9 protein-coding genes are annotated in these 15,131 nt (G+C 71.3%); 4 read left to right on the forward strand and 5 right to left on the reverse strand.

Annotation, left to right across the window (positions count from 1 at the left end):
- The first annotated feature begins 6 nt into the window (after positions 1-6).
- The gene (locus tag IAG44_RS38410) at positions 7-1,011 is read left to right on the forward strand and encodes a beta-ketoacyl-ACP synthase III (RefSeq protein ID WP_425508498.1); all 1,005 of its coding nucleotides are present in this window, start codon (positions 7-9) and stop codon (positions 1,009-1,011) included.
- Between the two features lie 36 nt (positions 1,012-1,047).
- On the opposite strand, the gene IAG44_RS38415 is transcribed toward IAG44_RS38410, so the two are convergent.
- A complete protein-coding gene (locus IAG44_RS38415; RefSeq protein WP_246562406.1) occupies positions 1,048-1,626 on the reverse strand; it encodes a response regulator transcription factor in 579 nt (192 codons plus the stop codon).
- Complete coding sequence (locus tag IAG44_RS38420) at positions 1,623-2,507, reverse strand: ParB/RepB/Spo0J family partition protein (protein WP_484604260.1); 885 nt, start codon at positions 2,505-2,507, stop codon at positions 1,623-1,625. The genes IAG44_RS38415 and IAG44_RS38420 overlap by 4 nt, the downstream gene beginning before the upstream one ends.
- A 451-nt stretch (positions 2,508-2,958) precedes the next feature.
- Here IAG44_RS38420 and IAG44_RS38425 point away from each other — a divergent pair, with 451 nt between their 5' ends.
- Together IAG44_RS38425 and IAG44_RS38430 are read left to right on the forward strand one after the other, a co-directional pair.
- Entirely contained in the window at positions 2,959-4,320 is a 1,362-nt protein-coding gene (locus IAG44_RS38425; RefSeq protein ID WP_187751675.1) for an RICIN domain-containing protein, read from the forward strand.
- Positions 4,321-4,659: 339 nt separating this feature from the next.
- Positions 4,660-7,512, forward strand: a complete 2,853-nt coding sequence (locus IAG44_RS38430) for a glycosyl hydrolase family 95 catalytic domain-containing protein (RefSeq protein ID WP_187751676.1) — start codon at positions 4,660-4,662, stop codon at positions 7,510-7,512.
- 65 nt (positions 7,513-7,577) lie between these two features.
- On the opposite strand, the gene IAG44_RS38435 is transcribed toward IAG44_RS38430, so the two are convergent.
- The 3 genes from IAG44_RS38435 to IAG44_RS38445 form a co-directional block, all read right to left on the reverse strand.
- The gene (locus IAG44_RS38435) at positions 7,578-9,260 is read right to left on the reverse strand and encodes a ThuA domain-containing protein (RefSeq protein ID WP_187751677.1); all 1,683 of its coding nucleotides are present in this window, start codon (positions 9,258-9,260) and stop codon (positions 7,578-7,580) included.
- Between the two features lie 12 nt (positions 9,261-9,272).
- On the reverse strand, positions 9,273-12,077 hold the full coding sequence (locus IAG44_RS38440) for a PQQ-dependent sugar dehydrogenase (protein ID WP_187751678.1): 2,805 nt from the start codon (positions 12,075-12,077) through the stop codon (positions 9,273-9,275).
- 308 nt (positions 12,078-12,385) lie between these two features.
- Positions 12,386-13,399 (reverse strand): ArsR/SmtB family transcription factor, encoded by a 1,014-nt coding sequence (locus tag IAG44_RS38445; RefSeq protein WP_187751679.1) that lies wholly within the window; start codon positions 13,397-13,399, stop codon positions 12,386-12,388.
- A gap of 359 nt (positions 13,400-13,758) precedes the next feature.
- Between IAG44_RS38445 and IAG44_RS38450 the strand changes: the two genes are divergently transcribed.
- Positions 13,759-15,102: a VldE C-terminal domain-containing protein gene (locus tag IAG44_RS38450; protein ID WP_187751680.1), complete on the forward strand. Its 1,344-nt coding sequence runs from the start codon at positions 13,759-13,761 to the stop codon at positions 15,100-15,102.
- Positions 15,103-15,131: the final 29 nt, after the last annotated feature.

Raw genomic sequence — 15,131 nt, forward strand, 5'->3', positions numbered from 1 at the left:
AGCACGGTGAAACAAAAGCTGAAAGTACTCGAAGGGGCGCCCTACGCACGGATCATGGGCGTCGGCGCGTACCGCCCGCGCCGGATCGTCGACAACGAGGAGGCGTGCCGGCTCATCGACTCCTCGGACGACTGGGTGCGCTCCCGCACGGGGATCGTCACCCGGCGCTGGGCGGACCCGGACGAGACCCTGGGGGTGATGGCGGAGCAGGCCGCCCTCAAGGCCGTCGCATCCGCGGGCCTCGGCCCGGCGGACATCACCTGCGTCATCGCCGCCACCTTCACCCACCTCAAACAGACGCCGGCGATCGCGACGGAGATCGCCCACCGGATCGACGCCGAGGGCGCCGCCGCCTTCGACGTGTCGGCGGGCTGCGCCGGCTTCGTCCACGGCGTCGTCCTCGCGGCCGACTCCGTCCGTGGCCGGGGCGGACACGTGCTGGTCGTCGGTGTGGAGCGGATGACGGACCTGCTGAACCTCCGCGACCGGTCCACCGCGTGCATCTTCGGGGACGGCGCCGGCGCGGTGGTGATCGGGCCCGCCGAGACCCCGGGCATCGGCCCGGCGGTGTGGGGCGCGGACGGCTCCCAGGCGGACGCGATCGAGCAGAGCGTGCCGTGGGACGCGCTCAGGGACGGGGCGGGGGAGCACGACTTCCCCCACCTGCGGCAGGAGGGCCAGCGGGTCTTCCGCTGGGCCGCCTACGAGATGGCGGAGGTCGCCCAGCGGGCCCTGGACGCCGCGGGTGTGACGGCGTCCGACGTCGACGTCTTCGTTCCGCACCAGGCGAACGTCCGCATCATCGACACGATCGCCCGGCGCGTCGGCCTGCCGGAGAGCACCGTCGTCGCCAAGGACATCGTGACGGCCGGCAACACCTCGGGCGCCTCCGTCCCCCTGGCCCTGGACGCGGTGCTCTCCTCGGGGCAGGCCCGCAGCGGGGACCTCGCGCTGCTCGTGGGCTACGGGGCGGGCCTGTGCTACGCGGCGACCGTCGCCGTCCTGCCGTAACCGGCGCACAGTCCGGCGGGGGAGGGGACGGGGACGTCACCTCTCCGACGCGGCGCCGGACTCCCCGCCCTGCCGCCCCAGTGGGAAGCCGACCCCGCGCACGGTCACGACCCACCCCGGCGAGCCGAGTGTGCCGCGGATGTTGCCGATGTGCGTGTCGATCGTCCGGCGTGACCACGCGTCCCCCCACACCTCCCGCATGATCCGCTTGCGCGGGACCACGGTGTCGGGCCGCGCGGCGAGCAGGTGCACGAGGTCGAACTCCTCGCGCGTCAGGCCGACGGGACGGCCGTCCGGCGTGACCCGGCGCGCGGACACGTCGACGCGCGCCACCGGCTCACGGAGACCGTAGGGCTTGACGACATAGTCGTCCGCCCCGGCCTGCGGACCGGGCACCCGGTCCGGCTCGCTGCCGCGTGCGGTGACGGCGATGACGGGGACGGCGCTGCCGGCGCGGATACGCCGGCAGACCCCGAGACCGTCGAGATCGGGCAGGTCGAGGTCCATGAGGACCAGGTCGGCACGCTCGTACGCGTCCAGGGCGGCCCTGCCCGTGGCGACCCGCTGCGCCGCGTACCCCTGCCGCCCAGGTCCCTCACCAGCGAGCCCGCTCACGCCACTCCGTGGCCGGATTTCGCCGTCGCCCGCTGTTCGAGCTCCCGGGCGAACTCCAGCCACGCCCCGGCGCACGACCGGGCCAGCTCGGCGACCGAGTCCCGCCAGTGCGGCGGCACGGCGTCGATCAGCTCGCACCACTCGACCGGCTCGATCGCGTGGCCGTCGACCCACCGGACGAAGGCCCGGCCGTTCTCCGCGTACCGCACCGCGGGGTCCCTGCTCAGACTGCTCAGCACCGAACGCCAGTCCGCGCCCGGGGCGTTGTCCGCCGCGCGCCGTGGTGACGTCGCCGGGCCGCCGGACGGCGGGGCCGGCTCCCGGGCGGCCGCGCGGCGCGCGCCCGGCACCGGGTCCCGGCCGGCGCGCAGGCGCTCGCGCACGTCCCGGGCCGTTCCCGTCGAGACGCCGGCCTCGCGGGCGATGGCCCGCAGCGGGGCATCGGGATTCCTGGCGATGACCTCGCTCGCCCGTACCCTCCCCGACGTGCCGTCCACCGGACGGACCCGTCCGTCCCGGCCCACCCGGCCGCCCTCCGCCGCGGCCGGGACGCCGAAGCGGCGTCGGATCGCTCCCACCGTCGTGTGGGACAGCCCGGCCCTGACCGCGACGGTCCGGTCCGACCAGCGCGGGTAGGCCGCCAGGATCCGGCGGGCCGCGGCCTCGCGATCCGCCAGCGACAGCGGCAGCCCGTGCCGGAGGTTGGCGTCGACGGCCCGCAGGAACGCCTCGCTGTCGTCCCCCTCGAAGAACGTGACCGCGATGGACTCCTCGCCCCGGCACCGCGCGGCCCGCACCCGGTGCATGCCGTCGATCACCCGCATCGTGCTCCGCTGCACGAGGATCGGCGGAAGGTCCCGCGCCATCGCCAGCAGCTCCACGTGCTCGGGATTCTCCCCGGTCAGCCGAGGTGAATCGGCGGGCCGCAGCGAGGAAATCGGAACCCGTGCGGGAGCCGCCCTTCGCGCCGCGAATTCACTTTCGGCTTCGGCGGAGTCGTTCGCTAATTTCAGGGTTCCTGGATCGCTCCCCATCGACCATTCACCTTCCAACATCAGAAAGCGATATTCCTTTCCTCCGCATCATCGCCATCCAGCCAGTACGGGAGCAACACCGTCAAGCCTCCAAGGCGGGTAGTGACCACTGCTCGATCGAGTAGTGGACAACCGGATGGATGCGACTCATTCGCGCGATCCCTTGACGGCAGTGGGTCGGGACGCTTCCATGGGGGACGTTTGAGCAACCGGCCGACCCAGATGAGTCGGACTCATTCGAGCTTCACGCGCAGCCCCTGTGTACGGCGAACCCCCCACAACGTAGTGGAGTGGCGTGATGATGAAGTACAGATCCTTACTCCGGTCCGCCCTGGCCGCGGCCCTGCTGGTCGTGGTGGCGGGCGGCACGGCGCACGGCAGTGCCGGCGCGGCCCCGCAGCGAGCGTCCACCGAGCGCGTCGCGGCGAGCCCGGGGTGCGGCAGCGCCCCGACGCTGGCCAGCGGGAACCACACGATCCAGAGCGGCGGCAAGAGCCGCAGTTTCATCCTCAAGGTCCCGGACAACTACGACCGCAACCACCCCTACCGCCTCGCGTTCGGCTTCCACTGGTGGGGCGGCACCGCGGGCGACGTCGCCTCCGGCGGCAGCGACGGGGCCGCCTGGGCCTACTACGGCATGCAGTCCCAGGCGAACAACAGCACGATCTTCGTCGCACCCCAGGGCATCGGCAACGGCTGGGCCAACAGCGGCGGCGAGGACGTGACCTTCACCGACACCATGCTCGCGCTGCTCGGCCGCGGCCTGTGCGTCGACACCTCGCAGGTGTTTTCCGTCGGATTCAGCTACGGCGGCGCCATGAGCTACGCGCTTGCCTGCGCCCGCCCGGCCGCCTTCCGCGCGGTCGCGGCCATCGCCGCGCCGGGACCGATCAGCGGGTGCAGCGGCGGCACGGAACCCGTGGCGTACATGGGCATCCACGGCATCTCGGACAGCATCCAGAACGGGCGCGCGCTGCGGGACCGGTTCGTCCGCAACAACGGCTGCACCCCGCAGAACCCGCCCGAGCCCGCCCGGGGCAGCCTGACCCACACGCTCACCACCTACTCCGGGTGCCGGGCCGACCGTCCGGTCGTCTGGGCCGCGTTCGACGGCGGCCACCAGCAGGGCCCCGTGGACGGGTGCGCCGGCTGCGAGAGCGGCGCCCGGAGCTGGGTCAAGCCGGAAGTGTGGCGCTTCTTCACCCAGTTCGGCTCCACCACGCCCACCCCGACGGTCCCCGAACCCGGGGTCGCCTACGGGCTGACGGCCGTGCACAGCGGCAAGTCGCTCGACATCGAGGGCGCGTCCACCGCGGCCGGCGCGGCGCTCATCCAGTGGACCGCGCACGCCGGGCTCAACCAGCGGTTCGACTTCGTCCCGTCCGGCGACGGCTACTACCGCGTCCGGGCACGGCACAGCGGCCAGGTGCTCCAGGTGGCGGGATCGGCCGGCGGCGCGGCCGTCACCCAACAGCCCGACACGAACGCCGCCGGCCAGCAGTGGCGGGTGGTCGACCAGGGCGGCGGCACGATCAGCCTGGTCAACCGGCAGAGCGGCCTGGCAATGGACGTCGGCGCATCGACCGCCGACGGCGCCCGCGTCTCCCAGCAGGCCGCGAACGGCGCCGCCGGCCAGCGGTTCCAGCTCCAGCGCGGCTGACCGCCCGAACGGAACCAGCAGCCCCGTAACGGCACGGCGGACGGCGGGAACCCCCGGCCCCGAGGCGACGACGGCCACCCGGCGAACGTGCACCGGCAGGCCACCCACGCGCGCACGGACGGCGCGATGCGGACCTCCCTCGGGCCGGCGGCGCCCGCGTCACCCACGCGCGCACCCCCGCCGTCCGCCGTCCGCCATCACCACGCGGGGCGCACCGACCGGTACACGTGGCGCCCCTGGTGCCACGCCCCACGGCACGCCGGACGCGGCTGCTCCGGCGGAGCGAACCAGCGACGGGCACCGCGGTGATCCGTGGGTGCCGAGGAGGGTGAGACCCAGATGCCCGATCTGACGCGACGGCAGGCGATGAGACTGGGCGTGGCCGGCGCCGTGCTCGGCCAGACCGGGTGGACGGCGTCCGCCCGCGCCGACGCGAGCCCGCCGCAGGAGGTGCGCGCGGCGGGCGACCTGGCGCTCTGGTACGACAAGGCGGCCGGCTCGGAGTGGCTGCGCGCACTGCCGGTCGGCAACGGCCGCCTCGGCGCGATGGTGTTCGGCAACACCGACACGGAACGGCTCCAGCTCAACGAGGACACGCTCTGGGCCGGCGGCCCCCACAACTATGACAACCCCCGGGGCGCCGCCTCCCTCGGCCGGATCCGGCAGCTGGTCTTCGCCGACCAGTGGGCGCAGGCGCAGGACCTGATCAACCAGACGATGCTCGGCAACCCCGCCGCCCAGCTCGCCTACCAGCCCGTCGGCGACCTCCGGCTCACCCTCCCGGGCGGCACGGTCTCCGGGTACGAGCGCTGGCTCGACCTCACCACCGCCACGACCGTCGTCACCTACACCGCGAACAACGTGCGGTACCGGCGCGAGGTGTTCGCCAGCGCGCCGGACCAGGTGATCGTCATGAGGCTGACCGCCCAGACCCCCGGCTCGGTCACCTTCACGGCCGGCTTCACCAGCCCGCAGCGCACCTCGGTCTCCAGCCCCGACGGCACGACGATCGCCCTGGACGGCGTCTCCGGCGACATGCGGGGCATCGCGGGCAGCGTCCGCTTCCTCGCGCTGGCCAAGGCGGTCGCCGAGGGCGGCACCGTCACCAGCTCCGGCGGCACCCTGCGGGTCACGGGCGCGAACAGCGTGACGCTGCTGGTGTCGATCGGCACCAGCTACGTCGACTACCGGACCGTCAACGGCGACTATCAGGGCATCGCCCGAACCCACCTGAACGCCGCCCAGGGCGTCGGCTACGACACCCTCCTCGCCCGCCATGTGGCCGACTACCAGGCGCTGTTCGGCCGGGTCGCCCTCGACGTCGGCCGCACCCCGGCGGCCGACCAGCCGACGGACGTCCGCATCGCCCGCCACAACACGGTCGACGACCCCCAGTTCTCGGCGCTGCTGTTCCAGTACGGCCGTTACCTGCTGATCTCGTCGTCGCGCCCCGGCACCCAGCCGGCGAACCTCCAGGGCATCTGGAACGACCAGATGACCCCGTCCTGGGACTCGAAGTACACGATCAACGCGAACCTGCCGATGAACTACTGGCCCGCCGACACGACCAACCTCGCCGAGTGCCTGGCACCCGTGTTCGCGCTGATCGACGACCTCACGGCCACCGGCGCCCGCACCGCGCAGGCGCAGTACGGCGCCCGTGGCTGGGTCACACACCACAACACCGACGGCTGGCGGGGCACCTCGGTCGTCGACGGCGCGGTGTGGGGCATGTGGCAGACCGGCGGCGCCTGGCTGGCCACCCTGATCTGGGACCACTACCGGTTCACCGGCGACGTCGAGTTCCTGCGGCGCAACTACCCGGCGATGAAGGGCGCGGCCCAGTTCTTCCTCGACACCCTGGTGCCCCACCCCACCCTGGGCCACCTGGTCACCAACCCGTCGAACTCGCCGGAACTGCCCCACCACCAGGACGTGAGCGTGTGCGCGGGCCCGACGATGGACATGCAGATCCTGCGGTCCCTGTTCGACGGGTGCGCGTCCGCGAGTGAGGTGCTGGGGACCGACGGCGCGTTCCGCGACCAGGTCCGCGCGGCCCGGCAGCGGCTGGCCCCGATGAGGATCGGTTCACGCGGCAACATCCAGGAGTGGCTGCACGACTGGGTGGAGCTCGAACGCAACCACCGGCACATCTCCCACCTGTACGGACTGCACCCCGGCAACGAGATCACCCGGCGCGGCACGCCCCAGATGTTCGAGGCCGCCCGCCGCACCCTGGAACTGCGCGGCGACGCCGGCACCGGCTGGTCCCTCGCCTGGAAGATCAACTACTGGGCGCGCATGGAGGAGGGCACGCGCGCCCACAAACTCCTGCGCGACCTCGTCACCACGGACCGCCTCGCGCCCAACATGTTCGACCTGCACCCGCCGTTCCAGATCGACGGCAACTTCGGCGCCACCTCGGGCATCGCGGAGATGCTGCTGCACAGCCACAACGGCGAACTGCACGTACTGCCCGCGCTCCCGCCCGCCTGGCCGGCGGGGAGCGTCAAGGGGCTGCGCGGACGCGGCGGCCACACGGTCGGCGCGGTCTGGCAGGGCGGCCGGCTCACCGAACTGACCGTCACCCCCGACCGCACCGGCACCCTCCGCATCCGCAGCCGCATGTTCACCGGCACCTACGAACTGCGCGACACGACGAGCGGCGACCAAGTACGGCCGACGAAGCCCGAGGCCGACCTGATCGAGTTCACCGCCCAGGCCGGACACACCTACCGCGCCACCGGCCAGGGCCCCGGCCCGCTCGTCGAACCCGGCGTGTACTACCGGCTCGTCGCCCAGCACAGCGGAAAGCACGCCGACATCAGCGGCGTCTCCACCTCCGCGGGCGCGCTCCTGCACCAGTGGTCGCCCACCTCAGGACTGAACCAGCAGTTCGACTTCCTCGACTCCGGCGACGGCCACTACCGCGTCCGCGCCCGCCACAGCGGCCTCGTCCTCCAAGCGGCGGGCTCCGCCACCGGCGCCGACATCACCCAGCAGCCCGACACCGGCGCCGCGAACCAGCAATGGCGGCTGATCGACCAGGGAAACGGCGTGGTCAGCCTCATCAACCGGCAGAGCGGCCTTGCCATGGACGTGTGGAACGCCTCCACCGCCGACGGCGCCCGCATCTCCCAGTGGACCCCCGGCACCGCCTCCAACCAGCGGTTCCTGCTGCAACGCGGATAACGCGGATAACGCGGACAGTGCCGCCGCCCCGGTCCCGAGCGCGGGACCGGGGCGGCGGCGGTTTGTCAGGCGGGAAGCGTCCAGCGTTGGTTGGCGCCGCCGTGGCAGCTCCAGAGGATGAGCTGGGTGCCGTCGGCGGTGCCGGCTCCGCTGGCGTCCAGGCACTTGTTCGCCCGGGGGTTCACGAGGGAGCCGCCGGTGCCGGTGGTCCAGTTCTGTCCGGCGCCGCCGTCGCAGGGCGACAGCCGGACGGGGGAGCTGTCGGTGGTGCCGGTGGCGGTCATGCACTGGCCGAGGGCGCGCCAGGTGGTGCCGTCCCGGGTCCAGCGCTGGTTGGTGCCGTTGTTGCAGGTCCACAGCCGGATCGGCGTGCCGCCGGCGTCGACGCACTTGCCGCCGGCGCCCACGATGGGGCCGGGGGTGGGGGTGGTGGTGCCCAGCTCCCGGATCCGGATGTTGCGGAAGGACACCTCGTCGCCGTCGCCGTGGTTCTGGATGCCGATGTGCCCGGAGGCCAGGGAGCGCGCGGGGTCGGTGTTGGTGAAGTCGTTGATCTTGACGCCGTTCAGGAACACCTGCACGCGTTCGCCCTCCACCAGCGCCTCGAAGGTGTTCCACTCGTCCGGAGGGTTGAGCGCGGCGTCACGGGCGGCGGTGTCCGGCGCCTTGAAGCCGTAGATCGCGCCGGTGGTGCGGTCCGGGGTGTCCGTGGCGTCGATCTGGATCTCGTGCCCCTGGGCGAGCGCCGCGTTCGGATCGGAGCCGGGCGGGAAGCCGAGGACCACCCCGGAGTTGGCGTCCCCGGTCATCCGCCAGTCCAGCTTCAGCGAGTAGGAGCGGAACTCCTTGGCGCTGTACCAGAGCATGCCGAGCCCGCTGTACGCGATCAGGGTGCCGTCGCTGTTGGTGAACCCGCCCGGACCGGCCTGCGACCAGCCGGTGGTGGCGCCGTTGTAGAGGGGCGTGTACCCGTTCTCCGGACGGCAGTCCGCGTCGGCCCGGCCCGCCGTGTACCGGATGCCGCCGAGCACCATCGACCGGACGCCCGGCTCGCTGTAGCTCGCCTGGGTGTGGCCGCTGCCGGTGTAGAAGGAACGGCCGCCCTGGACCGTCTTGCACCAGGTGTGCGGATGGTCGGCCCCCATCCTGCCGCCGGAGTACGTCGACTCGTCCAGAGTGGCCAGCACCCGGGCACTCGACCGCGCGTTGGTCCGGAAGTCGTACCACTCGTCGGTGCGCACCCAGGACGGCCCGAGGTGCTGGGTGGCCGGGTGCGCCCGGTTCTCGACCCGGACGGTGGCCTGCTGGACGGCCGGGTGCGAGGCGAAGTACGCGCCGACCAACTCGCCGTAGAACGGCCAGTCGTACTCGGTGTCGGCGGCCGAGTGGACGCCGACGTACCCGCCGCCGCCCCGGACGTAGGACTCGAACGCGCTCTGCTGGGCGGCGTTCAGCACATCTCCGGTGGTGTTGAGGAACACCACCGTCTCGTACTGGGCCAGGTTCGCGGTGGTGAACTGCGCCGAGTCCTCCGTCGCGGTCACCGTGAAGGAGTTCGCCGCCCCCAGTTCCCGGATCATCCGGATGCCGGCCGGGATGGAGTCGTGCCGGAAACCGGCGGTCTTGGAGAACACCAGGACGTCGTAGGGCGCGTCGGCTCCGCTGGCCGGCGGGCCGGCGCCGAACGCGACGACGGCGAGTGCGGCGACGGCGGCGCCGAGCAGGCGCCGGGTGAACGAGCGTTTCATCTCTGCGGCCTCCTAGGACAGCGTCCACTTCTGGTTGGTACCGCCGTTGCAGCTCCAGATGATCAGACGGGTGCCGTCGGCGGAGGCGGCGCCCTCGGCGTCCAGGCATTTGGCGCCGCCGCGGATGGTGCCGTCGCCCTGCACGGACCAGTTCTGCGCGGCGGAGCCGTTGCAGGTCTCCAGCTGGACCCGGGTGCCGTCGGCCGTGCCGCCGCCGGCGGTCGCCATGCACTTGTCCAGCGCCCGCAGCGTGCTCCCGCTGACCGTCCACTTCTGGTTGGCGCCGCCGTCGCAGGTCCACAGCCGGATCGTCGTGCCGTCGGCGACGTCGACGCACTTGCCGCCGATCCCGGTGAGCTGCTTGCCGCCGCCGCTCGCCGGTGCGCCGAACGTGAACGCGTCGACGTCGAACAGGAAGCCGCTGCCGCCGGAGAACGTCAGATACAGCGTCACGGTGCCGGACGGGACGTTCGTGAGCGCGGTGGAGACCTCCGTGAAGGTGTCCCACCCGCCGGTCACCGGCACGGCGACCGAGCCGATCACGGGTCCGGTCGGCGAACCGGTCCGCACGGACAGCGTGCCGCCCGCGCCGCCGGACGACACCCGCGCGCTGAACCGGGTTTCCCCGCCGAGCGCGTAGGTCTGGAACGCGATCCAGTCGCCGTTGTGGATGTCGCCGACGGTCCGCCCGCCCTCGGCGGCGGCCTTGTCGAACAGGGCCGTGCCCGACTGGGAGGTGCGGTGCTCGGCCTGCCGGTGACGGGGTTGCAGGGTGTGCTGCGTGTGCGTGGTCAGCGCCGGCTGACCGCCCCCGCCGAGGTCGGTGTACTCGGCGTCGAACACCGCGAACAGGTTCGCCGCCGTGTCGTGCTCGCCGTCCGCGGGGATCGCCAGGGTTCCCGAGCACCCGGTGCGCGAGGTGATCTGGTGGCCGTGGTCGTCGTGGCCCAGGATGTAGGTCAGCTTCACCCGGGCGCAGTCGATCGTGCCGTCCTCCGGGTCGGACACGGTGATCGTGTACGGCACGGTGTCACCGAAGGCGAACAGGGCGCCGTGGGGCGGGGTGTTGAGGGTGACCGTGGGGGCGGTGTTGCCGACCGTGACCGTCACGGTGGCGGTCGCGGTGCGGCCGGCCGGGTCGGTCACCGTGAGCGTGGCGGTGTAGCGGCCGTTGGCCGTGTAGGTGTGGCTCGGGTCGGCCGAGGAGGACGTGGCGCCGTCGCCGAAGTCCCAGCGGTAGGTGAGCGCGCCGCCCTCCGGGTCCGAGGAGCCGGACGAGGAGAAGCCGACCGTCAGCGGCGCGAGCCCGGAGGTACGGTCCGCGCCGGCCCGCGCGGTCGGCGCCCGGTTGCCGACCGGGTTGTACTCGATGCGGTACAGCGCGGACTCCGCGTTGCCGCTGCCCCAGCCGGTCCCGTAGTCCAGCACGTACAGGGCGCCGTCCGGGCCGAACGCGGTGTCCATGATCTGGGTGCCGCGCCACGGGAAGTCGTTGATCTGCCCGGCCGACCCGTCGGCGTTGACGTCGGCCACCTTCAGCCAGCGCCTGCCGAACTCGGAGAGGAACACGTGCCCGTCCAGCGCGGCGGGGAACTTGACCGTCGACGGGTTCGCCGCGTCGTAGCGGTACACCACACCGCCCATGGGCGACTCGGACCCGCAACCGAACGGCGCGAACGAGCAGTTGTCGTAGTTGATCCACGCCGGACGGGCGGCGGGCAACTGGGTCAGCCCGGTGTTGCGGGGCGAGTTGTTGACCGGCGCGGCGCAGTTGAACCGGCCCCCGGACGGCCCGGACGGGAACGTGTAGTCGACGTACGTCTCCGCCGTGGTGTTCTTGCCCATGCAGTAGGGCCAGCCGTAGTTCCCGGCCGAGGCGATCCGGTTGAACTCCACCTGCCCGGCGGGGCCGCGGCTGTCGCTGGCCGTGCCCGCGTCCGGCCCGTAGTCGCCCAGGTAGAGGACGCCGGTGGCCTTGTCCACGCCGAACCGGAACGGGTTGCGCAGGCCCATCGCGTAGATCTCCGGCCGGGTCTTGGCGGTCCCCGGCGGGAACAGGTTGCCCGCCGGGATCGCGTACGTCCCGTCGGCGTTCACCTTGATGCGCAGCACCTTGCCGCGCAGGTCGTTGGTGTTGGCGGCGCTGCGCTGCGAGTCGTAGGCCGGGTTGCGGTTCGCGCGCTCGTCGAGGGGCGCGTAGCCGTCCGAGGCGAACGGGTTCGTGTCGTCGCCCGTGGACAGATAGAGGTTGCCGGCCGCGTCGAAGTCGATGTCCCCGCCGACGTGACAGCAGATGCCACGGCTGGTCGGCACGTCCAGCACCGTCACCTGGCTGGCCGTGTTCAGCGTGAAGTCGGCGCGCAGGGTGAACCGGGACAGCCGGTTCACGCCGTTCCACGCGGAGAAGTCGGTTCCGTTGTCCGGTGCGTCACCGCCCGGGGTGGACAGCGGGGGCGCGTAGTACAGGTAGATGAACCGGTTGGTGGCGAACCCCGGGTCCACCGCGACGCCTTGCAGGCCCTCCTCGTCGTGCGTGTAGACCGGCAGGGTGCCGATCACACTGGTGACCCCGTCGGCGGTGGTGCGGCGCAGCGCCCCGCCCCGCGCGGTGTGCAGCACCGAGCGGTCCGGCAGCACGGCCAGCGACATCGGTTCGCCGACCTCTCCGACGCCCCGGGCCAGCTCGACCTGCTGGAAGTCCACGGGGTTCACCGCGTGCGCCGACGCGGGCGAGGGGGCGACGAACGCCGGTACGACGAGGGTCGCGGCGATCAGCACGGCCACCGCGATCAGTCTTCTCACGATCAGTCTTTTCATGACCTCGGCTCCGTCATGAGTGTGGGGTGGTGGGGCTGGTTCAGGGCTGGTTCGCGCCGCTGCTGGTGCGTGGGACAACCCCACGCACACCTCTCCTGGGAGCGCTCCCATCGACCGTTCGTCGTCCTCGACAGCCCGGTGCGGCAGAAGAAGGAGGTCGTTGCGTGGTGCCTGCCGTCGTCACCGCGGCCAGGTGACGTGTTCGGCATGTATGCGACTCATACGACGCGGCTCAATGCGCCAAATCCTTATCGTAGCCTGATTTGATCGAGGTCAGTCAAGAGTGGTGACGGCTTGATGTATGCGACTCATCTGTGGATCTCGGGCGGAGCTGTACGATTTTTCGGCGCGTCGGCACGCAGCAGCGCGGCCCCGAGCGGGGTGAGGGTGTGGAGCACGGACTCGGCGTGCCGGCGGCTGACGAGGAGACCGGCGTCGCGCAGCGCGGCGGAATGCCGGCTCGCGGACGGCGCCGAGACCCCTGCCGCGCGGGCGAGTTCACCGGTGGTGGCGCCCAGGGCCGCCGAGCGCAGGACGGCGGCACGGGTACGGCCGAGCAGCGCCGCCAGCGGTGCGCCGGAGCCGAAGTCCCCCGGGAGCTTGGCGGGTTCGTGGTGGAGCGCGTACAGCAGGACGGGTTCCAGGGCGCTGTCGCCGTAGCTGACCGGACTTCCCCAGCAGAAGTACGACGGGATCAGTTGCAGGCCACGGCCGTCGAGAGGGAAGTCGCGGTCCTCGGGATAGGCCGTGCGCAGGACGGGACGGCGCCACTCGAACGTGGGCCCCAGGTTCTGGAGGACGCCCTCGGCTCCGTGGTCGAGCACGGCACGCGCACGCACGGACCGCTCCGCGTCGATGCGAGCCTGGACGCGGTCGCCGTACGGGGCGATGGCGAGGTCGTAGTAGGCGCGTATCGCCTGGACGAGTTCTGCGCGCAGGTCCGTATCGGCCAGGCGGGGTGCCCATGCCGGGGCGCCGCCGGCGCGGTCCAGCATGTCCACCTCGTCCAGGATCCGCTGTCTCGGCGTGGCCAGGATCGCCTCCAGCCCGGCGTCGAGACCCTGGGCCGCCTCCGGCGGGGTGAGGAAGTCGGGGAAATAGGTCGCGCGGGGGACCAGCGGCAATAAGAGCGCGCGCAACGTGCGCCCGAACCCCGCGGAGTGCAGCCGGGAGCGGACGGCGCGATGCCAGTCGGCGTACGCCCAGCGTCCCCGGCGGGACTGGAGCCGGTACAGGCTCGCGCAGATCTCCCACAACGGGTGCGGGGCGGACGCGATACGGGTCCGCACCAAGTCGGCATCGGTGAAGTGAATACGGAGCATTTGATTCCCCCTGTACGGCCTGGGTTTTTTCGCTGGAACAAAAAAGCCTGGTCGACCATGTTCGCGTCAGCGATGCTCATGCTCGACGCGGTGTGAGGAGCGCAGATCCCGTCGTATACCGGACAGTTCGCCCCGCCGCGCCGACCCTACACGCAACTCGAACCGGGGGAGATTTCCATGCGCGATCGCGTAGCCGCGATGTCCGAAACCGTGGCGGAGTAGCGAACTGACCGGCATGCCCTCCCGGAAAACCCGACCGAAGGAACGCCGTGTTCAGAACGAGAACAAGACCCCAGGCGGACGCGTCACCGACCCCATCGAGCCGGCGGCGTCCGGTCACCGCGCTGAGAGCTTGGACGGTGGGGCTCGTCGTCGCCCTGACGACGATCCTCGCCGCGACACCCGCGACGGCCGCACCGTCCACCCCGGACTTCGGGCCGACCATCGACGCCTACGCCGCCAACGACCCCCAGGACACCTGCGATCCGACCGTCAAACCGGGCACCCTCGGTCTCCGGAACCTGCTCAACGAGGCATACGGCACCCACACGTCCTACTTCACCCGCGCCTGCGACGACGGCGGCCCGAGCGAGCACAAAGAAGGCCGCGCGCTGGACTACATGCTCAACTACAACAACTCCGGCGATCGCGCCGTCGCCGACGACATCCTCACCTGGCTGCTGAAGACCGACAAGTACGGCAACAAGCACGCCAACGCCCGCCGACTCGGCATCATGTACCTGATCTGGAACGACCGGATCTGGTCGTCGAGCCGAGCCGACGAAGGCTGGCGGGAGTACAGCGGCGAAAGTTCGCACCGGGACCACATCCACTTCAGCCTCAGCTGGGCCGGCGCCAGCCAGCAGACAAGCTGGTGGCAGTGGGAGGACCCCGGAAGAACCACCCACAGCGTGACAGGCGACTCGTTCACCGACCTCCTGGCGACGAAGCCCGACGGCACGATGTGGCTCTACTCCAACAACTTCCTGCGCGACGACGGCATCCCCTACGCCAGCAACCGCCAGATCGGCCACGGCTGGAACATCTACGACCGCACCATCCCGGCGGACGTGACGGGTGACGGCTTCACGGACCTCCTGGCGTTGAAGCCGGACGGCACGATGTGGCTGTATGCCAACAACTTCGTGCGGGACGATGGTGTGCCGTACGGCAGTGGTCGTCAGATCGGTCACGGCTGGAACATCTACGACCGGATCATCGCGGCGGATGCGACGGGTGACGGCTTTACGGACCTGGTCGCTCTGAAGCCGGACGGCACGATGTGGCTCTACGCCAACAACTTTGTCCGTGATGACGGTGTTCCGTATGGGAGTGGTCGTCAGATCGGCCGTGGCTGGAACATTTTCGACCGCATTATCGCGGCGGATGCGACGGGCGATGGGTTTACGGATCTGGTGGCGTTGAAGCCGGACGGCACGATGTGGTTGTACTCCAACAATTTCGTGCGTGACGACGGGATTCCCTACGGGAGTAACCGTCAGATCGGCCATGGTTGGAACATTTTCGACCGCATTATCGCGGCGGATGCGACGGGTGACGGCTTTACGGACCTGGTCGCCCTGAAGCCGGACGGAACGATGTGGCTCTACTCCAACAACTTCGTCCGTGACGACGGCATCCCCTACGGCAGCAACCGTCAGATCGGTCACGGCTGGAACATCTTCGAGCGCATCGACGCCTGACGCCGCCCTCCTCACGACTGCTGGAGCAA

It is taken from the genome of Streptomyces roseirectus, from assembly GCF_014489635.1.
Lineage (GTDB): Bacteria > Actinomycetota > Actinomycetes > Streptomycetales > Streptomycetaceae > Streptomyces > Streptomyces roseirectus.